The 21,138-nt window shown below is 60.5% G+C and carries 17 protein-coding genes; 8 read left to right on the forward strand and 9 right to left on the reverse strand.

Going from position 1 to position 21,138, the window contains the following annotated elements; all coding sequences use genetic code 11:
• From metG to B3187_RS09335, 8 genes are all read left to right on the forward strand, one after another.
• Positions 1-1,872 (forward strand): methionine--tRNA ligase (gene metG / locus B3187_RS09300; protein WP_286805968.1); only part of this gene is annotated, 1,872 nt, incomplete at its 5' end.
• Between the two features lie 343 nt (positions 1,873-2,215).
• Positions 2,216-2,791, forward strand: coding sequence for an electron transport complex subunit RsxA (rsxA, locus tag B3187_RS09305; protein WP_024459490.1), 576 nt, complete (start codon positions 2,216-2,218; stop codon positions 2,789-2,791).
• A 39-nt stretch (positions 2,792-2,830) separates the two neighbouring features.
• Positions 2,831-3,451 (forward strand): electron transport complex subunit RsxB, encoded by a 621-nt coding sequence (gene rsxB / locus B3187_RS09310; protein ID WP_123636812.1) that lies wholly within the window; start codon positions 2,831-2,833, stop codon positions 3,449-3,451.
• Complete coding sequence (gene rsxC, locus B3187_RS09315) at positions 3,451-5,751, forward strand: electron transport complex subunit RsxC (RefSeq protein WP_286805971.1); 2,301 nt, start codon at positions 3,451-3,453, stop codon at positions 5,749-5,751. The genes rsxB and rsxC overlap by 1 nt, the downstream gene beginning before the upstream one ends.
• Positions 5,752-5,754: 3 nt before the next feature.
• Positions 5,755-6,807, forward strand: a complete 1,053-nt coding sequence (rsxD, locus tag B3187_RS09320) for an electron transport complex subunit RsxD (RefSeq protein WP_286805973.1) — start codon at positions 5,755-5,757, stop codon at positions 6,805-6,807.
• A complete protein-coding gene (rsxG, locus tag B3187_RS09325) occupies positions 6,808-7,500 on the forward strand; it encodes an electron transport complex subunit RsxG (protein WP_286805975.1) in 693 nt (230 codons plus the stop codon).
• Positions 7,497-8,213, forward strand: coding sequence for an electron transport complex subunit E (locus B3187_RS09330; protein WP_286805977.1), 717 nt, complete (start codon positions 7,497-7,499; stop codon positions 8,211-8,213). The genes rsxG and B3187_RS09330 overlap by 4 nt, the downstream gene beginning before the upstream one ends.
• A 95-nt stretch (positions 8,214-8,308) precedes the next feature.
• Complete coding sequence (locus tag B3187_RS09335; protein ID WP_286805979.1) at positions 8,309-9,130, forward strand: mechanosensitive ion channel family protein; 822 nt, start codon at positions 8,309-8,311, stop codon at positions 9,128-9,130.
• Positions 9,131-9,173: 43 nt separating this feature from the next.
• On the opposite strand, the gene B3187_RS09340 is transcribed toward B3187_RS09335, so the two are convergent.
• The 9 genes from B3187_RS09340 to ccoP form a co-directional block, all read right to left on the reverse strand.
• Positions 9,174-12,311: an FG-GAP-like repeat-containing protein gene (locus B3187_RS09340; RefSeq protein ID WP_286805980.1), complete on the reverse strand. Its 3,138-nt coding sequence runs from the start codon at positions 12,309-12,311 to the stop codon at positions 9,174-9,176.
• 10 nt (positions 12,312-12,321) lie between these two features.
• Entirely contained in the window at positions 12,322-12,915 is a 594-nt protein-coding gene (locus B3187_RS09345; RefSeq protein ID WP_286805982.1) for an OmpH family outer membrane protein, read from the reverse strand.
• A 127-nt stretch (positions 12,916-13,042) separates the two neighbouring features.
• Entirely contained in the window at positions 13,043-14,680 is a 1,638-nt protein-coding gene (locus B3187_RS09350; protein ID WP_286805983.1) for a hypothetical protein, read from the reverse strand.
• 296 nt (positions 14,681-14,976) lie between these two features.
• Positions 14,977-15,699, reverse strand: a complete 723-nt coding sequence (locus tag B3187_RS09355) for a sulfite exporter TauE/SafE family protein (RefSeq protein ID WP_286805985.1) — start codon at positions 15,697-15,699, stop codon at positions 14,977-14,979.
• Entirely contained in the window at positions 15,699-15,923 is a 225-nt protein-coding gene (ccoS, locus tag B3187_RS09360) for a cbb3-type cytochrome oxidase assembly protein CcoS (RefSeq protein WP_123636802.1), read from the reverse strand. The genes B3187_RS09355 and ccoS overlap by 1 nt, the downstream gene beginning before the upstream one ends.
• A gap of 1 nt (position 15,924) precedes the next feature.
• Positions 15,925-18,360, reverse strand: coding sequence for a heavy metal translocating P-type ATPase (locus B3187_RS09365; RefSeq protein WP_286805987.1), 2,436 nt, complete (start codon positions 18,358-18,360; stop codon positions 15,925-15,927).
• Positions 18,361-18,390: 30 nt separating this feature from the next.
• Complete coding sequence (locus tag B3187_RS09370; RefSeq protein ID WP_286805989.1) at positions 18,391-18,924, reverse strand: FixH family protein; 534 nt, start codon at positions 18,922-18,924, stop codon at positions 18,391-18,393.
• 26 nt (positions 18,925-18,950) lie between these two features.
• The gene (gene ccoG, locus B3187_RS09375) at positions 18,951-20,369 is read right to left on the reverse strand and encodes a cytochrome c oxidase accessory protein CcoG (protein ID WP_286805992.1); all 1,419 of its coding nucleotides are present in this window, start codon (positions 20,367-20,369) and stop codon (positions 18,951-18,953) included.
• Positions 20,353-21,138: cytochrome-c oxidase, cbb3-type subunit III (ccoP, locus tag B3187_RS09380; RefSeq protein WP_286805993.1), on the reverse strand; the 786-nt coding region annotated here is incomplete at its 5' end. The genes ccoG and ccoP, both read right to left, overlap by 17 nt.

Genomic DNA, 21,138 nt, shown 5'->3' on the forward strand with positions numbered 1-21,138 from the left:
GTCTGCGCCGACGACGCCCACGGCACCGCCATCACCCTCAAGGCAGAAGAACTGGGCCTGAGCCCCGAGCAGCACATCGAGCGGATGCACACCGCCCATAAAGCCGTGTCCGAAGGATTTCTGATCCAGCACGACAACTACTACAGCACCCACTCCGCGGAAAACCGCGAGCTGGCCGAACTGATCTACACCCGCCTGGACGCCAATGGCCATATCGCCCGGCGCGAAATTACCCAGGCGTTTGACCCGGAAAAAGAGCTGTTCCTGGCCGACCGCTACATCAAAGGCACCTGCCCGAAATGTAAAACTCCAGACCAGTACGGCGATAACTGCGAAGCCTGCGGTGCCACTTACTCGCCCATGGACCTGATCGACCCGGTGTCCGCGCTGTCCGGTGCCACACCGGTACCCAGGCAGTCCGAGCACTTCTTTTTCAAGCTGCCTGAGTTTGCCGACTTCCTGAAGCAGTGGACCCGCGCGGGCCACCTGCAGGACGAAGTGGCCAACAAAGTGTCCGAGTGGCTGGATTCAGACCTGCACGAGTGGGATATCTCCCGGGATGCCCCCTACTTCGGTTTCGAAATTCCCGGCCAACCCGGCAAATACTTCTATGTCTGGCTGGACGCCCCCATCGGCTATATCGCCAGCCTGAAAAACCTGCTGGACGCCCAGGGCAAGGACTGGAACGACTACTGGAAGCCGGACTCCGACGCCGAGGTGTACCACTTCATCGGCAAGGACATCATCAACTTCCACGCCCTGTTCTGGCCCGCGATGCTGCACTCGGCGGGTTTCCGGACCCCGACCAGAATCTGCGTGCACGGTTTTGTCACCGTCAATGGCAAAAAAATGTCCAAGTCGCGCGGGACCTTCATCAATGGTCAGACCTATCTGGACCATCTGAATCCGGAATACCTGCGCTACTACTTTGCCGCCAAACTGACCGGTGCCGTGGACGATCTGGACCTGAACCTGGACGACTTTATCCAGCGGGTGAACAGCGACCTGGTGGGCAAAGTGGTCAACATCGCCAGCCGTACCGCCAAGTTTGTCCAGAAAAGCGACGGCACCCTGGCCAACAACATCGCCGAGCCCGAGCTCTGGCAGCGGTTTGTGGATGCCGAAAGTAGCATCGCCGAGCACTACGAGAACCGCGAATTCAGCAAGGCCATGCGCGAGATCATGGCCCTGGCGGACGCCGCCAACGAGTACATCGCGGCCAAGGAGCCCTGGAAACTGGCCAAAGAGGACGGCTCCGAGGCCGAGGTGCTGGCCATCTGCACCCAGGGCCTGAACTGCTTCCGCGCACTCGTCACTTGGCTCAAGCCGGTACTGCCACAGCTGGCGGAGAAGGCCGAAGCCTTCCTGAGCGAGACGTTGGACTGGAGTCAGCCCCTGCGTTTCCGTGGCGGTGAACGCATCGAGAAATTCAAGCCCCTACTGACCCGGGTGGAGAAGGAGCACGTAAACGCCATGGTCGAAGCCAGCAAAGAGGCCGCCCCGGCCCAGAAAGCGTCCGGCCCTCTAGCCGACGAGCCGATTGCCGAGGAAATCGAATTTGGCGACTTTGCCAAGGTGGATCTGCGCGTGGCCCTGATCGCCAAGGCCGAGCATGTCGAGGGCGCCGATAAGCTGCTGCGCTTGACACTCGACCTCGGGGGCGAAACCCGCAATGTGTTTGCGGGTATCAAGAATGCTTATGCCCCGGAAGATATCCAGGGCAAGCTGACCATCATGGTTGCCAACCTCAAGCCGCGTAAGATGAAGTTCGGAATGAGTGAGGGCATGGTGTTGGCGGCTGGGCCCGGGGGCAAAGATATTCATATTTTGGAGCCCCATAGTGGTGCCAAGCCGGGCCAACGGGTGATGTAAGTGGGGTTACGGCGGATGCGGCCTTTGGCCTTATCCGCCCTACGCGACCTGTGGCACTTAGGCGGGAGAGGGGTAGATCGTTTGGAGACTCTCGAAGGCATGGATGCCGACGCGAAGCCTACAGGGATGTATTCACGGCGGGTCTCCAAACGATCTACCCCTCTCCTGCCGGTCGTGATGATGCACCCAAGCTCTGTTACTTGGGGCGCATCCGCCGTAACCGTAAGGCGGCATAAGCATATGCTGAAACAGCCTAACCAGCCGGGGCTTTTAGATTGAAGCGCCCCCGCCGGTTAACGATAATGTGCGCCTTAGTGGGCTCACTTCCCAGGTAAGGACAGGCATGACCGAATTCGCCATCATATTGTTGAGCGCCATTTTGGTGAACAACTTCGTACTGGTTCAGTTTTTGGGCCTATGCCCCTTTATGGGCGTGTCCAACAAACTGGAAACCGCCATCGGCATGGCCGGGGCCACCACCTTTGTGTTGACCCTCGCCTCGGTGTGCAGCTACCTGATCAACACCTGGATACTGATGCCCTTGGACATCGGTTTCATGCGCACCATTTCGTTCATTCTGGTGATCGCCGTGGTGGTGCAGTTTTCCAAAATGTTCATCGAAAAAACCAGCCCCCTGCTGTACCGGGTACTGGGTATTTTTCTGCCCCTGATCACCACCAACTGCGCGGTACTCGGGGTGGCACTGCAAAACACCACCAAGGACCACGGATTTTTTGAGTCCACCGTGTTCGGCTTTGGCGCCGCGCTCGGTTTCTCCCTGGTGTTGATTCTGTTTTCCGCCATGCGCGAACGCCTGGCCGTCGCCGATGTGCCGACCCCCTTCAAAGGCGCCGCCATCGGCATGATTACCGCCGGCTTGATGTCCCTGGCCTTTATGGGCTTTGGTGGTTTGGTCTAGCGCCAAACCGACCGTTCACCGACTGACTCGCATCGACTTATGCTGGATCTGATCGTACAAAATCCGATTACCTCGGCGCTGATCGCGCTCGGTAGCCTGGCGCTGATCTTCGGTGCCATTCTGGGCTATGCCGCCGTGCGCTTTCGCCTGGAGGAAGACCCGGTCATCCAGCAGATTGATGACCTTCTGCCCCAGACCCAATGTGGTCAGTGTGGCTACCCCGGATGCCGTCCTTACGCCCAGGCCATCGCCAACGGCGATGCCATCAACAAGTGCCCGCCGGGCGGCCAGGCCACCATCAATTCGCTGGCCGATCTTTTGGACGTGGAAGCCCCTACCCTGGATGCGGAGCACGGCGAAGAGTCCGAAGTGAAAAAAGTGGCGTACATCCGGGAAGACGAGTGCATTGGCTGCACCAAGTGCATCCAGGCCTGCCCGGTGGACGCCATTATCGGCGCGGCCAAACAGATGCATACGGTGATTGCTGACGAGTGCACCGGCTGCGACCTCTGTGTTGAGCCCTGCCCGGTGGACTGCATCGACATGATCCCGGTGGAAACCGGGCTGAACGAGTGGAAGTGGGCGAAACCGGCTCCGGCCGAAGCGCAGGCGGTCAATCTGATTGCCACTGATCGAGACACCACAGGTGAAGCGGCGTAATGGGTAGTTTAATCAAAGTGTGGGACATTCCCGGTGGCGTTCACCCGCCGGAGAACAAAGCGCAATCCCTGCAGTTGCCCCTGGCCAAAATGCCCCTGCCGCCGGTGCTGACCCTGCCGCTGAACCAGCACATTGGCAAGCCCGCCAAACCGGTGGTGCAGGTCGGCGATCGGGTGCTGGGCGGCCAGCTGGTCGCGGAGGCCGAAGGCGTGTTCAGCGCCCGGGTACACGCGCCCACCTCCGGCGTTATCAGTGCCATCGAGGATCGACTGATTCCCCACCCTTCCGGCTACTCGGCCCCGAGCATTGTCATCGACGTGGACGGCAAGGACGAATGGGTCCCGCTGGAGCGCTGCGACGATTACGACGCGCTGGATAAAAGCGAGCTGCTCGGGAAAATTCGCGGCGCCGGTGTCGCCGGTCTGGGCGGTGCGGGCTTCCCCACCTCGGTGAAATTGAGCCCGCGCGCGGACCACAAAATTCACACCCTGATCATTAACGGCACCGAGTGTGAGCCCTACATCACCGCCGATGACATGCTGATGCAGGTCAAGGCGGATGAGATTGTCGCCGGCACCCTGCTGCTGGCCAAGTTGCTCGATCACCCGGATGCGCTGCTGATCGGTGTCGAGGACAACAAACCCAAGGCCATCGCCGCTCTTGAAAAAGCCGCCGAAGGCACGCCGGTGCAGGTGGTGTCTTTCCCGACCAAGTACCCGTCCGGTGGCGAAAAACAACTGATCCAGATTCTGACCGGCAAAGAGGTCCCCAGCGGCCAGATACCGGCCAGCATTGGCGTAGTGTGCCAGAACGTGGGCACCACCGTGGCGGCCTATCGGGCGGTGCGTTACGGCGAGCCCCTGGTGTCCCGCATTACCACCCTGGTGGGCGAAGCCCTGGAAACTCAACGCAACGTCGAAGTGCTGTTGGGCACACCCATTGATTTTCTACTGGAGCAGCATGGCTTCGAGGCCAAAAAAGCCTCGCGCCTGGTGATGGGCGGACCCATGATGGGGTTTGCCCTGCCGGAGCCCAGCGTGCCGGTGATCAAGACTACCAACTGCATTCTGGCGCCCACCAAAAAAGAATTGCCGCCACCTCAACCAGCGCAGGCCTGCATCCGCTGCGGCCTATGCGCCGAGGCCTGCCCGGCGAGCCTGCTGCCGCAACAGCTGTTCTGGTACGCCCAGGCGGAAGATTACGAAAAACTCGAAGCGCACAGCCTGTTTGACTGCATTGAGTGCGGGGCCTGTTCCTATGTCTGCCCCAGCCATATTCCGCTGGTGCAGTACTACCGCGCCTCAAAAGGGGCGATTCGCCAGCAGCAGCACGAGAAAGAGAAGTCCGACCGGGCCCGTCGCCGCTTTGAGTTCCGGCAGGAGCGTATCGCCAAAGAGGAGGCCGAAAAGGCCGCGAAACGCGAGGCTCGCAAAAAGGCCGCCGAGGAAGCCAAGCGCAAGTTGGCCGAACAAAAAGACGACGCGCCGGCCGCCAAGGCCGACCCGGTAGCAGATGCACTGGCCAGGGCTCAGGCCAAGCAACAACCCCCCGAGGCGCAGCGGGCCAAGCTGGAACGCAACCTGGCCGCGGCCAAGGACCGCCTGGAAAAAGCCCAGCGCCCTCTGGAGCCGGGCGAGCCCGGTGCCGAGGTGACCGACGAGCAGCGTGAGAAGCAGAAAGCGCGCATCAAACAGGCAGAGCTCAAAGTCCGGGAAGCGGAAGAAAAATTGCAACACCTGGAGCAAGACAGCAGCGCACCGAAGGCGCCTGAAGCCAGCGATACAAAACCGGCTGACGACCCGGTCTCTGCCGCGATCGCCCGCGCTCAGGCGAAGATGACCATGAGCCCGGAGGACAAGCTCAAATCCAGTCTGGAATCACTCTACAAGCGCCTGGCGAAGGCTGAAGAAAAGGCCAAGGCGGCGCAGGAGTCGGGTGATGACAAGGCGGATGCCCTGCAGCAGGGCGTCGACAAGCTCAAGCAGAAGATTGCCGACACCCAGCAGGAGCTGTCCGAGTTGGCGCCGTCCACGGTGGCCGAACCCAGCTCCGCTTCACGCCATACCGACGACGTCGCCAGCATGGCCATTGAACGGGCCAAAGCGAAAGCCGCCGCGATGGAAACCATGAGCGCCGAAGACAAACAGCGGGCCCAGATTGAATCGCTCAAGGCCCGCATTGAGAAGGCCCGCCAGCGACTGGAAAAAGCCGAGGCGGAGCAGGACGAAAACGTGGACGCGTTTCGCACCGGCCTCACCAAGCTGGAAGACAAATTGCAACAACTGACCGAGGACCGGTAACCGATGCTGAGGGTCACTTCCCCGCACACACACAGTACCCGCAGTACCGGGCAACTGATGCGCCTGGTGGTATTCGCCACGCTGCCCGGCCTGGTCGCCATGACCCTGGCCTTCGGCTGGGGAAGCCTGTTCAATGTCCTTCTGGCCAGCGCGTCTGCCCTGACGTTCGAAGCGCTGGTCATGAAACTGCGTGGGCGGCCGGTACTGTTTTATCTGCGCGATTGCAGCGCCCTGGTCACTGGCGTGCTGCTCGGTCTGGCGCTGCCGCCCTATTGCCCCTGGTGGCTGGTGGTCACTGGCAGCGGTGTCTCGATCATTCTGGCCAAACAACTCTATGGCGGCATGGGCTACAACCCGTTCAACCCCGCCATGGTCGGTTATGTGGTGCTGCTGATTTCCTTCCCTGTGGAGATGACCCAATGGGCCGCCCCGGCGGCGACCCTGGGGGAGGGCCAATCGCTGATGGGCCTGGCCGAGGGCTTCAAGCAGATTGTTGCCGGGGTTCCGGTGGACGGCTACACGGCGGCCACCCCGCTGGATGTGATGAAGCAGAACAGTGGCCAGACCATGGCTGACCTGTACGCCAGTGATCCGACGCTGAGCGCCGGCTGGTTGGCGGGCGCCGGCTGGGAGTGGGTCAACCTCGGCTTCCTGCTCGGTGGCGCCTTCCTGCTGTACCAGCGGGTGTTCACCTGGCACGCCCCGGTGGCCATGTTGGTCGCCCTGACGGTCATGTCTGTACTATTCTTTGATGGTAGCTCGGCCAGCAATGGCTCGCCGATCTTCCACCTGTTGTCCGGGGCCACCATGTTCGGGGCTTTCTTCATTGTCACCGACCCGGTCAGCTCCGCGGTCAGTGTCCGTGGTCGGCTGGTCTATGGCGCCCTGATTGGTGTGCTGTTGTACGTCATGCGCGCCTGGAGTAATTACCCCGATGCAGTGGCCTTTGCAGTGCTGCTGGCCAACTTCGCGGCGCCATTTATCGATTACTACACGCTGCCCCGCACCTACGGTCACACCAAGGCGCGCCGCGCGACCGAAAAGGAGGAGCACTAGATGTTCGGTTGGTCGATTGGTAAAAACAGCCTGTTATTGGGCGCCTTCGCCCTGGTGACCGCCGGTGTGCTTGCCGGCACTTACCAGGCTACGCGAGAGCAGATTGCCGAGGCCGAGCGACAGGCGGCGGCGGCCGCGCTGCTGGAAATCATTCCCCGGGATCAGCACGATAACGACCTGCTCTCCGATACCCTGCCGGTGCCGCAGGATGCGCTGGATACCCTGGGCCTGCGCCAGTCCGAAGCCATCCACCTGGCCCGTCGGGACGGACAGGTCGAAGCGGTGATCATTCCCGCCATCGCTCCGGACGGCTACAGCGGTGCCATCCGAATGATTGTGGGGGTCCAGCGGGACGGCCAGATCGCCGGTGTGCGGGTACTTACCCACAATGAAACGCCGGGGCTGGGTGATAAAGTCGACCTGAAGAAAAGCGACTGGATCCTGGGATTTCGCGGCCGCTCCCTCGGTAACCCGGGTGTGGAAGACTGGCGCGTGAAAAAAGACGGAGGCGCGTTCGACCAGTTCACCGGGGCCACCATCACCCCGCGGGCGGTGGTCAATCAGGTTCGACGCGTTCTGGAATTTGTCGAACAACACCACGCGGTACTTTTCGAGCAAGCGCCGGAAGGTGCGCCGAACAACACCACTGAAACCGCTCCTGAATCCTCTGAAACTACAGGCACGACGCAATGAGTGACGCCGCCGACTATCAAGCGATTTCCAAGAACGGCCTCTGGACCAACAACCCGGCGCTGGTACAGCTGCTCGGGTTGTGCCCGCTGCTGGCGGTGACCGGCTCCGTGGTCAACGCCCTGGGGTTGGGCCTGGCCACCCTGCTGGTACTGACCAGCTCGAACATTATTGTGTCCCTGATTCGCAAGGGCGTCAGCGATGCGGTGCGTCTGCCCGCTTTTGTGATGATCATTGCGGCCCTGACCACCTGCATCGAACTGCTGATGCGAGCGTTTACTTACGAGCTGTACACCATTCTCGGGATTTTCATTCCCTTGATCGTGACCAACTGCGCCATTCTGGGCCGGGCCGATGCCTTCGCCAGCAAGAATCCGGTGCTGCCCTCCGCGGCTGACGGACTGATGATGGGCCTGGGCTTCATGTTTGTACTGCTCGCGGTGGGCGCCGTGCGCGAACTGCTGGGCAACGGCACCCTGTTCGATGACATGCACCTTCTGCTGGGCGAAAGCGCCCGGGATTGGACCTGGCAGCCCTTTGAGCACTACCCCGGCTTTCTGGTGGCGGTGCTGCCGCCCGGGGCCTTTATTGTGACCGGTTTTCTGATCGCGCTGAAAAACAGCGTCGATGCGCAACTGAAGCGCCGCGAAGCCCTGCGCACCGCCAAGCCGGTCAAGGGCAACAAGCGGGTACGAACCACCGGGAACATCAGCTGAATCGTACGCTCGCCGTTGCGTAATCTTTCGGCAAAGTGGTGCAATATCCGTTAGACTTAGTGTCTACCGTTCATCACCTATCGAGGGATACGTCCATGTTCGACACCGAAAAAATCAATGAACTGATCAGCCTCTACGTCATACCCTGGTCGATCAATATTGTCACCGCCCTGCTGATTTTCATCATCGGCCGGATCGTCATCAGCATACTGATCGGCATTCTCGGTAAGGTCATGGGGCGCACCAAGCTCGACACCATACTGATTGAGTTCACTCAGACCATTGCCAAAGTCCTGCTGCTGATCTTTGTCATCGTGGCCGCTCTGGACCAGTTGGGTGTGAACACCACCTCCCTGATTGCCGTTCTCGGTGCCGCCGGCCTGGCCATCGGCTTGGCCTTGCAGGGTTCGCTGCAGAACTTTGCCGCCGGTTTTCTACTGCTGGTCCTGCGCCCGTTCAAAGCTGGTGACTATGTAGAGGCCGCCGGCACCGCGGGCATGGTGGAAAAAATCAGTATCTTCTCCACCATTCTGCGCACGCCTGACAATAAAGAAGTCACCGTTCCGAACGGCTCAATCTACAGCGACAATATCGTCAACTATTCAGCCCGGGACACCCGCCGAGTCGATATGGTGTTCGGCATCAGCTACGGCGATGACCTGAAGAAAGCCAAAGAAGTCATGATGGCCGCCCTCACCTCGGACGAGCGGGTGTTGGAAGATCCGGCCCCCAATGTGGCGGTCTCGGCGCTGGCGGACAGCAGTGTCAACTTTATCGTCCGACCCTGGGTGAAAACCGAGGATTACTGGCCGGTGTACTGGGATATGACGGAGAAGATCAAGGTGGAGCTGGAAGCCAACGGCATGAGCATTCCGTTCCCCCAGCGCGATCTCCATATCTTCAACGAAAAAGCCTGAGGCACAGGGGCGCCGCCAGACGGCGCCCCACTTGCACACCACCTCACAACGGACCGGGCTTTTCGACAACCAGATACTGGTCCACCTCAAGCGCCCCCACCCGTTGCTCTGTGCCGTCCGGCCAAACGATTCTCAGCTCATCGACTTGCTTGCTTTCACCGAGCCCAAAGTGGGCTACCAGCGGATCGTTCGACAGATAGTTGGAGCCCAGCCGGATCTCTCTCACCTGTGACAATTGACCGCTACGCACATGGACCTTGGCCCCGATGCCATCCAGATTGGTTGGTCCACCTCGAAGCCTGACTGTGAGGTAGTGGTGATCCGTTGGGGCGACATTGCGAAATACAGTTACGGGTTCACCACTGTGACTGATAAAAATATCCACCTTACCGTCCCGGTCGTAATCAAAACAGCTGACGCCACGCCCCTGTCGGGTATGATTCAACCCAACCTCTAACGCTTGCTCTGTGAATGTGCCGTCGCCATTGTTGATATACAGCAGGCTGGGATCGTGAATGAACTGGGCAAAGATGGCTTCATTGGCGACATTTTTACTGGTCATACCATTGGTGTGAAAAATATCCAGCCAGCCATCGTTATTGAAGTCAGCAAAACAGGCGCCCCACCCCCAGAACCCATGACGCACTCCCGCCTCATCGGTTACGTCACCAAAGCGCCCCTGACCATCATTCCGATAAAGCCGGTTGCCGGACTCTCCTCCCACGTAAGCCTTTTGCTCGAGGGGGTTCCATATCGACGTCACAAACCAGTCAAAATCGCCGTCATTGTCATAGTCTCCGACGGCCATACCCATTCCGTTCTCGTCCGAAATCACTGTCTCCGTCCGATCGACAAACCCGCTCCCCGAGTCATTGATCAGTACCTGACTGGTCAGAAAGTCTCCGGCCAGCAACAGATCCGGCCAGCCGTTGTTGTTGAGATCCGTAAACGCGGCGGTAAAGACGAGTCCTAGCTTTCCCGTCTGGGGAGACTCCCGGGTGGGAGGCAACAGATCACTGGCATCGACGAACTGGCCTTCGCCTTTATTGCGCCATAAATACCCACTATTGTCCGCGCCAGCCGTGAATCCCCAATGTGCTGCGTACAGATCAATCCGGCCGTCCCGATCGAAGTCGCCGGCAGAAAGACTGTGCGTAAAACGATTGAATCCGATACCGGCTTTGAAGGGATCCGGCAGGAAAAAACCGTCTCCCTGATTCTGATAAACCCTCAGGAAATCATCGTGACGGTTATCCTCCACGAGCAGGAGGTCCCGGTGTCCGTTCTGATCATAGTCAAAAAAGAGTGCACCGAACTGCTGACTACGCAATGTGCCAATGGCAAGCTCGGTGGTCTCCTCAAAGGTGCCATCGCCCTGATTGCGATATAGCTTTCCAGGCAAGACCGAATGACTGATAAACAGATCATCCCAGCCGTCACCATCGTAATCCCCCACCGCTATCCCACCCGAAACCCGGTGTTGCTCGTCGCCATTACCCACGACCGGCAGTGAATAATCCAGTCCCGTCGCTACGGTCGCATCCACAAACCAGGATTCCCGCATGGGCTCGGGCTCGACTCGCGCCTGGCTCTGCACCGGGGACGGTAGCGCGGGCTGGAAAGTCACGGGCTGCCCCACGAACGATCCGGTGCGGGCGTACAACCGCTCGCCATCCGGACCATCATCATCGGCACCGGGCAGCCAGCGTGCCAGACACTCCGGGTCCGTGGTACAGGGATCGGTCAGGGTCTCCAGAAAGGCTTCTAGATACTGGGCATGCACCGGGTCAAAGCGACGGTGCGACAGGTACTGCCAACTGTCGCCGACCCTGGCTTGCTCCAACGCCTCCAGGGAGCGATTCCGGTAGCGCTCCCGGTCGGTTGGGATGCCCTTGAACTGCGGATTGCTCTGCAGGCTGTAGTCATAGGCAAGCACCGAGGTTTCCACATCCATATGATGGCGGATCGCCTGACTCAGGGAGAGAAATGCCCCGGTGTGCCCCCAAGGGCCAGTTACCGCGACGTTCAGCAACGAAGGCGTACGAAACGCGTATCGGTCATCCGGGTGAGAGCTCTCGAGCATTCGCCCCAGATCAAATCCGTGACGATCCTTACCTCGTCCAAACTGGGGAACCGCCAGATTGTGAAACGACTCATCGGTAAAGCGACGCCCAGCGTGGCATTGATTGCATCCATAGCCTCCCTCACTCAGCGGCGTGTAGAACAGCAAGGCACCGAGGCGCGCGTCCTCGGAAATGGCGTCGTCATCGCCATCGACAAATCTGAACCAGGGGTTATCAAGAAACACCTGTGAGCGTTGATAGTGGGCTTGCGCCAGGCCGACCCGCTCCATGGTCACCACCTGCTCGGGGCTCTTTCGCGGATCCTCAAAGGCGGCCTGAAACAGTGGCAACCAGGGGTTTTCGTCTTCCGACCCCGCCCCCTGCAGGCGCCGCTCAAGGAGTCGGCGCTTGTCCTGATTGCTCAATACCTTGCCGGCCTCGCGACCGAACATTTCATTGGCTGACGCCAAGGGAAACAGCGCCTGGGCGGCGGCCAGATCATGGCCGGCCTGTGGATCCGGCAGATTGCGCAGACTGTCGGGAGTGCGGATTGCGGCCGTCTGTCCGTCTCCGTCGTGGTGATAATCGGTCACCTCAACCCGTCCATCCCAGAACAGCCGCCGCTGATAGACATGCAAATTGAAGGTGGTCGGTGAGTTGCGCGGAACGTTTGGCCCACCATCGGCCAGCGGATCCTGCGCCCGATCCCCATTGTGAACCCGGCCCGGACCAATCAATTGCGGCTCGACCGCATCGACGCCCACCGGCAACGACAGGCCATCCCCGCCCCCCAACAAGGGGTGGTGACAAGAGGCGCAAGCAACATCCCGTTGCTCACTCAGCGAGCGACTGAAGAACAACTGCTTACCCAGCTCAAACAGATCGCCTTCGGGCGTCCTGGAGCCCTCAACCGGCACCGGCTCCTCACTCAGCCCCAGCGCATTGACCCGCTGTCGGAGCGCCTCGAGCACCTGGCGCGGCTCGGCGGGCAACGTCGGCGCCGAGGCATCGGCCTGAGATTCAGCCCCGGCCTCGGTATCAATCAGTTCCACCGGCGATTGGGCCTGGCAAAGCGCACTGACCCACACCAACCCCCACAACAGATAGGCTTTAGACATGGCTAGGGCCCTACTCATCAGAAAGCTCAGACACTGCGCCACTGGGCGCCGTACCCCGATCAATTCTCTCCGTCAGCGACGGCGTCAACACCCATCGCCCCTGAGCGTAAATGATCGCATCTTTGGCGATAATCAGATCCAGCTGGCGCTCCCGGGCAAGCTCATCCAGCGCGGTTCGGGCAAGCGGCGATAGTTCCTCAAAGATGGCCCGCTTCTGCGCTTGTAACCATCGCTCGAGATCCTGCCCCGTATCGATCAGTTCCCGCTGGATATGCTCGATCCGCTTCTGCACCATCTCCCGCTGCGACTCGCTCAGCCCGGAGGCCTGCGCCCGGCGGTCAAGGTTCTGCAGGTCAGCTTCGGCGCTCTCAAGGGCGGACTGGTACTGCTGGAAGGCTGGATTGTCACGCAGCGCCTCCAATCGGGCGACAGCCACCTTCGTTGCAAATACGGCATCGGTGAGGTCAACCACGGCGAACGTGGGCTCTGCCCGCGTGCAGGCACAGGCCAACAGGGCCACAATCCCGATACAGTGGGCTTTGAACGATCTGGAGGTACCGACCAGGAAGCCGGCATTTCTTGGGAACAGTTGCGAATGAGCCATTATTATTCACTCTGCTGAATATCAAAAACCACCTGAAAAAAGTGGCCTTGCAGACAGAGATTACACTTAACTCACACTGTTTTCAATAAAAGGCAGGGCTGTAACGGGGCCTCTCTCGGCATAAGGCTCAGAACTCCCCCTCAGCCTTGATGAGCACCTGTGTGCTGTCCAGCCCCCCTCGCTCAGCCAGCGGCGCGGCAAAATCGATGTGCAGGACGTTACCCACCTTGGTTTTACTGGAGCTGAAACGCAGGCCAATGCCCACGTTGGACAGGTGTGGGTTGGGTTCGCCGTCAATCTGCCCGCCCCAGCTCCGCCCGGCATCAAAAAATGCCACCGCCCCCATGCGGACGATGTTAAACAGGTGAAGATCGGAAAAATAACGGCGCTCGATATTCAGAAGATAGCGACGGTTACCGCGCTGATAATCCACTGGATAACCACGCAGACCATTGGCGCCCCCCAGTGTCAGTTGCTCAAACTGCTCCAGGTTTTCACCAATGTCATAGCGCAAGTTCAAGTACCAGCGGTTCTGGTCGTCGCGAAACCAGTTGTAATTGACCTCAAGCCCGACCACCCCGCTGTCGATGGGGTTGGGGCCTTTATAGTGGCGGCCGTCCAGATCGCCCAGCAGCCGGAGTATATGGTGCTCGCCCACCCCGATAACGTTGCTGTAAGCGGCCTGATAGCGGACAAGATCCCGGTCGTTACCGAGCTGGGAGCCGCCATAACCGAGTCTTAGCCGATAGTTGACGCCCATCGCAACGTCTTCCGTACGCTGAATCTGATTGAGGTTCTTGTAAGTGGCAAAGCGGTTTTCAATCACTTCCAGCCCCAGCCAACCGTAATTGCCCTTGCGGTTCTCGGGAACCCCCAGCACCGTCTCATCCGAAGCGCTGAAAATATCCTCCTCTCGGGTAATACCCAGGCGCCAACGCCGGGTAAACCGCTCATCGGCCCGGGCCGCCACCCCGAAGTAGATCTCACTGTCTCGAGTGCGGTGCCGGAACTCATTGATCTCTTCACCACCCTCGCGAATGGTGCGAACTTCGGCCACATCCTCCGTAAAACCACCGGCGGCCCAGGGGGTTTCCAGTGAATAGAAGGGCCGCTCCAGACTGAAGGCTTTATCTTCCCCGTCACTCTTTTGCGCGTAATACAGCCGCGTCGCCAACCGGGTTTTCATAAAGTGGTCGGTTTTATACTCGTAACCGACACTGGAGCGCTCAATATTTTGCGAATAACGAAGGGCAATCGCATCACCGGTACCCAGAAAGTTACCGTCTTTAAGGCCAATGCCGGATTCGGTTTCGCCTCCTTCATGCTTGAAGGTCAGCTCGGGCTCAGTCACCCAGGAGTCGCGGGTAATGACCCGGAGGTCAATATAGTCCGGGCAGACCACATCGGGAACGATATAGGCACTGGTCAGGTAATTGCGGCTGCGCAGAATCCGCTCGGATTCCGCGATCAGCTTTTCACGCAGGGAATCGCCCTCTTGCAGCAAGAGTTGGCTGGCGATGACGGGCTCGCGAGTATTGATGTGCAGGCGGTTGAAGCCTCGGTACAGCCAGTTGTTTTCGGCGGGGTCCGACTCATCAAAAATGGCCCGACTGTCAAACTGAATGCGGCGAATGGTTTTGCCTTCGTGCTCATTAAAGGCATCGAACACCAGGCGACTCTCCCGCTGCTCCGCGAGGTCGCGATACTCATACTGAAAGTGCTCGCAGGCCTGACCGCCCTCACCCGCCACCGTGTCCGTACTCACGGGCGTCGCCTGTACCAGCCCGGACAGACAGCAGCTGCTCAGCAAGCACGCCAATCGCCGCCAGTTTGGCACTACAGGACGCGATCCGAGCAAAAATCGGTGACTACCTGGCTTCCATATTTTCACAACAGTTATAATTCTCGCCCACCGGGATGCCTGCCAGGCACCCATTCAACAATAGGCCCCATCATATACCGGAAGAAACCGCAGCGTCACGGATAAACTTGGCGGACAGGGACGGAGCACCCACTCATGGCGCTTGGACCGCAGAAACGCCCCGGGGTTGCGCGTCCGAGTCAGTGGTGAAGGGAATGATCGGCGTCGGGGTTATGGCCCTCGCCCCCGTGACCGCCGCCGACGGCCGGCCACAGAGTCCAGAGCCCAAACAGAATGATGGCCAGAGCCATGAATACTCGCAGGCCACGCCGCTGCAGCAGCCGGGTAAGTTGCTGCGCCATCACCCCCGCTGCCAGCACCGCCGGAAGGGTACCCAAACCGAAGGCGAGCATGGTCCCGCCGCTGGCCCAGACGTTGCCCTGGGCGAGGGCATAAGCCAACGCGGTGTACACCAGTCCGCAGGGCAACCAGCCCCACAAGGCGCCCAGCAACAGTGCCTGGGGCGCGCGGCGAACCGGCAATAGGGATTTACCCAGCGGCTGCAGCCGGCGCCATACCACCGCGCCCCCCCGCTCCAGCCAGGTCAGCCCTCGCCACCAGCCCGCCAGGTACAGCCCCATGGCAATGAGCAGTAGCCCCGCGAGCAGGCGTAGCACCGGATCCAACGGCGTAATGCCGCCGGCTACCAGGCCTGCCAGCAGTCCCATCAGGGTATAGCTGGCAATGCGTCCAACGTTGTACAAGAGCAGCAGTCGCCAGCGACGCCCCCTGGCCTCGGCGGGAATCGCGGCGGACAGCGCGCCCATGATGCCGCCACACATGCCCAGACAATGGGCACTGCTGAACAGCCCCAGCGTCCAGGCCGCCAACCAGCTTCCCCAAACTGATGCGTCGGCCGCCATCACGAACCTTTTCCATCGGTCTGGTTGTCGGACTCGGGATGCCGTCCAGAGGTCTTTGGGGCGGTGCGTTGTGCCTCATCGGGCTCATCATCATCAAACAGAATGCGATGAGCTTCAGTATCGAGATTGTCGTACTGGCCGCTCTTGATTGCCCAGAAAAACACTTTCAGAGCAATGGCGACAAAAATCAGGGCGATGGGCACCAATAAAAACAGACTTTCCACATCAACCTCCTGTGCGCGGGGCAAGCCCAGTGGCGGGCGCCCGGTGCAGGCGCAGCGCGTTGAACACCACCACCAGGGAACTGCTGGTCATGCCAATGGCGGCCAGCCAGGGTGGCACCAGGCCGGCGGCGGCCAGAGGCAGGGCCACCACATTGTAGCCCAGCGAAAGCAGCAGATTCTGCCGGATCACCTGTCGGGTGCGTTTGGCCAGCTCGAAGATGCCCGCCAGGACGGCCAGATCGGAATTCAGAAACACCGCATCCGCCCTCGTCTGGGCGAGATCCGAGGCGGACGCCATAGCCACGGACACATCCGCGGAGGAGAGCACCGGCACATCATTGATACCATCGCCCACCATCACTACCTTTTCCCCGCGCGCCTGCACTTCCTGCAGACGCTGCAACTTGTCCTCCGGGCGGGCCCCGGCGGTGTAAGTGTCGATGCCGAGGGTGTCGGCCAAGCGCGCAACCGCGCCCGAGGAGTCTCCGCTCAGCAGCTCGAGGGCCAGACCGCGGGCACGCAGGGTCGATATCAGTGCCTGGGCGCCAGGGCGCAGCTCGTCCTCCAGCGAGAACCAGACCAGCGGTCCCCGGGTGTTGCTCAACAGTAACCACAGTGCCTCATCATCCGGTGGCGTCGGCGCTTCGGTCGCCTGATACAGGGCCCCGGCAAACGCGGCACTGCCCAGGCGATAGCGTTCGCCATCAACCGTACCTTCGACTCCGGCCGCCGTATATTGGCGAGTCTCTTGCGCTCGGAAGTGGTCGAACCAGGGACGAAAGGCCACCGCCAGCGGGTGCCGCGCCGGCGCCTCAAGCGCACCGGCGATGGCCAACCAGTACTCGTCGGGGTGATGATCCTTAGCTCGGGATACATTCTTCACCGACTGCAACGAGAACTGCCCCAGTGTCAGGGTACCCGTCTTGTCCAGAATAACCCGATCCACCTTGGCCAGGGTTTCCAGCACATGGCCGCGGGCAATCAGAAAACCCCGCCGCCGCAAATTGGCGGTGGCGGCGGTCAGCGCCGTGGGCATCGCCAGCGCCAGGGCACAGGGACAGGTCACCACCAACACCGAGAGGGCTACCCAGAAAGCGCGCTCGGGCTGAATCAGCATCCAGGCGCCCCAAACCAGGGCAAACACCACCAGCACCGCGCCCACAAAGTAGCGGGCCACGGTATCGGCCAGCGCCACCTGGCGGGGTTTTTCCGCTTCCGCCTGTACCACCAGGCGCTCGATGGCGGACAGCTGGGTGTCGCCTCCGACGGCCGTCACTTCCAGCTCGAGATCGCTCTCTCCGTTCAGGGTACCGCCGACCACCCGATCGCCCGGCCCCTTGGGTACCGGCCGGGACTCACCGGTCAACAGCGCTTCCACGACATCGCTCTGGCCCTGAATCACCCGCCCGTCACAGGGGAAGGTCTCCCCGCTCTTGACCCGTACCCGGTCGCCGAGTGACAGGGTTTTGACCGGCACCGAGACCTCTTTACCCTGCTCAAGCCGCCGGGCGCTGAGTGGCATCAGCTGCGCCAGATTGCCATAGGCCAGGCGATTGCGATGCCGGGTGCGCATTTCGAGATAGCGCCCCACCAGCAGGAAAAACGTGAACATAGCAATGGATTCAAAATAGACATCCCCTCGCCCGGTGATGGTGGCCCAGGCGCTGGCACCATAGGCCAGCCCGATGGCCAGTGCCACCGGTACATCCATGATCAACTGCCGGGCCTTGAGACTGCGCCAGGCGGCCTGAAAAAACGGCGCCGCCGAAAACCAGACCACCGGCGTGGCCACCAGGAAACTGAGCCAGCGCAGAAACAGTTTCCACTCGTCAACGGCGCCGGTGTACATGCCCACCGCCACCATGCCCGCTTGCATCATGCCGAACCCGGCCACTCCCAGGCGCAGCAGGGCCTGGCGGTTTTCCTGTTGCGCCAGGGCACGATGCGCCTCGTCGGTAGCCGGTCGGGGGCGGTAGCCGATGCGCGCCAGTTCGGCCATCAGCTCGCTGAGAGGCTGCTGGTCGGCGTCCCAGGTTAGAGTGCAGCGGTGGGTGGTTACATCGACGGACAACTGCCGGACGGCGGGGCTGCGTTTGAGATGGGTTTCGATCAGCCAACTGCAGGCGGCGCAGGTCATGCCCTCCAGTAACAACTGGGCGCGGCGTTCGCTGCCCTCTCCGGCACCGACAAAATCCGCCTGCAGTGCCTCGGTATCGTATAGCTGCCACTCGGCCGCTGCGGCGGCGGTTTCATCCGGGCGTTCACTGGCTTCCGAGCGGTATTGGTAAAACCGTTCCAGCCCGCCATCCACGATGGCCGTGGCCACCGCCTGACAGCCGGGGCAGCACATGGGCTGGCGCTCACCGTTGATGGTGACCGCAAAGTCCGCCGTTTCAGGGACCGGCAGGCCGCAATGATAGCAGGGACGCTCACTCATGAAGTCGACTCGGGCAAGGCGAAGGAAGCGTTAGGGTGCGCGATCGGTGGGGCGAAGCTCAATCCGGTTGCCCTGATCGAAATGGATTTCGCCGCGCAGGAGCCATTCGGCGGAGCGCATCTGAGAGGCATCATGGTCCGGCAGCAGCGTCAGATAGCGGCGGTGGCTGACCGCCCGGGTCAGATCCCCGCGATAGTGACCATCGCGCACTTTCTGAAGCAGCACCCGCTGATCCTGATCTGCGTTGACCGGGTGTCCGACCAGAAGGTGCAGCACCGCCGGCAGCGCTCCGTTACCCGATAAACTCAACAGAACTTCCCCGGTAACCGGATCGAACACCACCTCAGCGGCAAGATTGAGTGCCCGGGCCCGGGCCTCCTGCTCAAAGCTCTGATTGATGGTGCGGCCCTGCTTGTAGTAGTTGTCCACTACCCGGTCATCGGCATAAAACACCGACACGGTCACAAAGCTCAGGGACACACAGATCACCACCATCAGCGGCGACATGACAAACCAGAACCAGGGTTGCCGATACCAGGGTGCGACGGGCGTCTTGTCGGTCATAGTCAACCTTTGCATTGAGGCTGGCACTACTGATCGCGCAGCGCCGGGCCAATAAACGTGGTGGTATGTTCGGTGTAGATTTCCGGGTTTTCCCGCGCCTCGACGCGCAGAGTCACTGAGGTTTTCACGGTATCCAGAGCCTCTCTGGGCACAACCACCCGCACCGGCAAGGTCAATACCTCCCCTTCGCTCACCGGCAGGGGCCGATAACCTTCCAGCTCAAACGGGTAGTCGCCACTGACCGAGAGGTCGTAGATGTGCGTGTCGCGGTCCTTGTTGTTGATTTTCAGGGTGTAGACGTTTTCCACGTCGGGACCACTGATCCGGTACATCCGCATGCCCCGATCGCGTAATACGTCCAGGCCAACGGGCAGACGGGCACTGAGCGCATAGGTGAACACACTGAACATGACCAGCAACACCGCACCGTAACCCAGGAGCCGGGGCCGGAACACTTTGGTGTGGCCTTTTTCAATGGCATCTTCGGTGGTGAAACTGATCAGACCGCGTGGGTAATTCATGCGATCCATCACCTGATTACAGGCATCCACGCACAAACCACAGTCGATACAGTCGGCCTGCAGACCGTCGCGGATGTCGATATCCACGGGACAGACTTGCACACACCAGGAACAGTCAATGCAATCGCCCAGCCCTTTCTCCCCGGGATCATCGGAGGGCTTGCGCGGACCGCGCGGCTCACCGCGAACGTAGTTGTAGAATACCGTCAGGGTATCTTTGTCGTACATCACCGACTGAAAGCGGGCATAGGGGCACATGTACTTGCACACCTGCTCGCGCATAAAGCCGGCGTTCATATAGGTGGCTGCGGTAAAAAAGAACACCCAGAAGGCCGCTGCCGGGTGGACATCAATAGCCACCAGCCCGACCAACAATTCCCGTATGGGTAAAAAGTACCCCACGAAGGTGAGCCCGGTCACCAGGGCAATCAGCAGCCAGATACCATGCTTGGCGCCTTTGCGAGCCATTTTCTCCGGCCCCCAGGGCTGCGCATCGAGCTTCATACGTTTATTGCGATCGCCCTCGCACAGAAACTCGGCCCAGATGAACATCTGGGTCCAGACCGTTTGCGGGCAGGTGAAACCGCACCAGACACGGCCCACCAGGACTGTGACGGTAAACAGCATGAAGGCGGCAATAATCAGCAGCCAGGCGAGAAACATACCGTCCTGAGGCCCAAAGCTGAGCCACAGAACGTGAAAGCGCCGCTCGGGAAGGTCGAACAGCATGGCGGGGCGGCCGTCGATGACCAGCCAGGGCATCAACAGGTAAGCGGCCAACAGAGGCATGCCGGTGTAGCGGCGCAGCTTCTGGTAGAAGCCGGTAATGCGCCGCATATACACCTTTTCGTCGGCCTCATAGAGGTTTACATAGCGTATCCCTGTATCCTGTTCCTGCTCCGTTTGCTTACTCTTGTTCGTCATAGTTCAGTGACAGGCTGTAGACGTAGGCGGCCAGAATATGAATCCGATCGTCTTTGAGCAGCTCGCCCTGGGCGGGCATCACACCGTTGCGCCCGACCCGCAGGGTCTGGCGGATGTCGCTCGGCTCGCCGCCGTACAGCCAGACATCATCGGTCAGGTTGGGCGCGCCCAGGTTGATATTACCGGTGCCATCGGCTCCGTGACAGGCAGCACAGTTGCGCATGAATTTCTGCTCACCGGCGGACACCAATTCGGCATCGTGCTCGCGGTCACCCATGCTCAGAACATACTCGGTCACTTCGGCAATACCCTGCTCACCCAGGCTCGCGCTCCACGCGGGCATGGCCGCTTTGCGCCCCTGCACCAGAGTCTGTTTGATGCGCTCGGGGGAACCACCCCACTGCCAGGCATCGTCGGTCAGGTTCGGAAAGCCCCAGTTGCCGCCACCGTCCGAGCCATGGCAGACCGCGCAGTTATTGGCGAACAGGCGCAAGCCCATTTTCATGGCCTGAGGATCCCGTGCGAGCTCCTTGATAGGGGTTTTGGCGTACTCACCAAACTGCTCGGAGAAGCGCGCCTGTGCCTGCTGCTGGTGACCGCGCAACTCTTTCTCCTGAGTCCAGCCGAGCACCCCTGGGAAACTGCCAAGGCCCGGGTACAGAATCAGATATACGCCCGCGAAAATGAAGGTGGCAATAAACATCTTGAACCACCAACGCGGCAGCGGGTTGTCGTATTCCTCGATGCCGTCGAAGGCATGACCCATCGT

Origin of the sequence: Marinimicrobium sp. UBA4209 (assembly GCF_002381585.1) — a bacterium.
GTDB classification, from domain to species: Bacteria; Pseudomonadota; Gammaproteobacteria; order Pseudomonadales; family Cellvibrionaceae; genus Marinimicrobium; species Marinimicrobium koreense.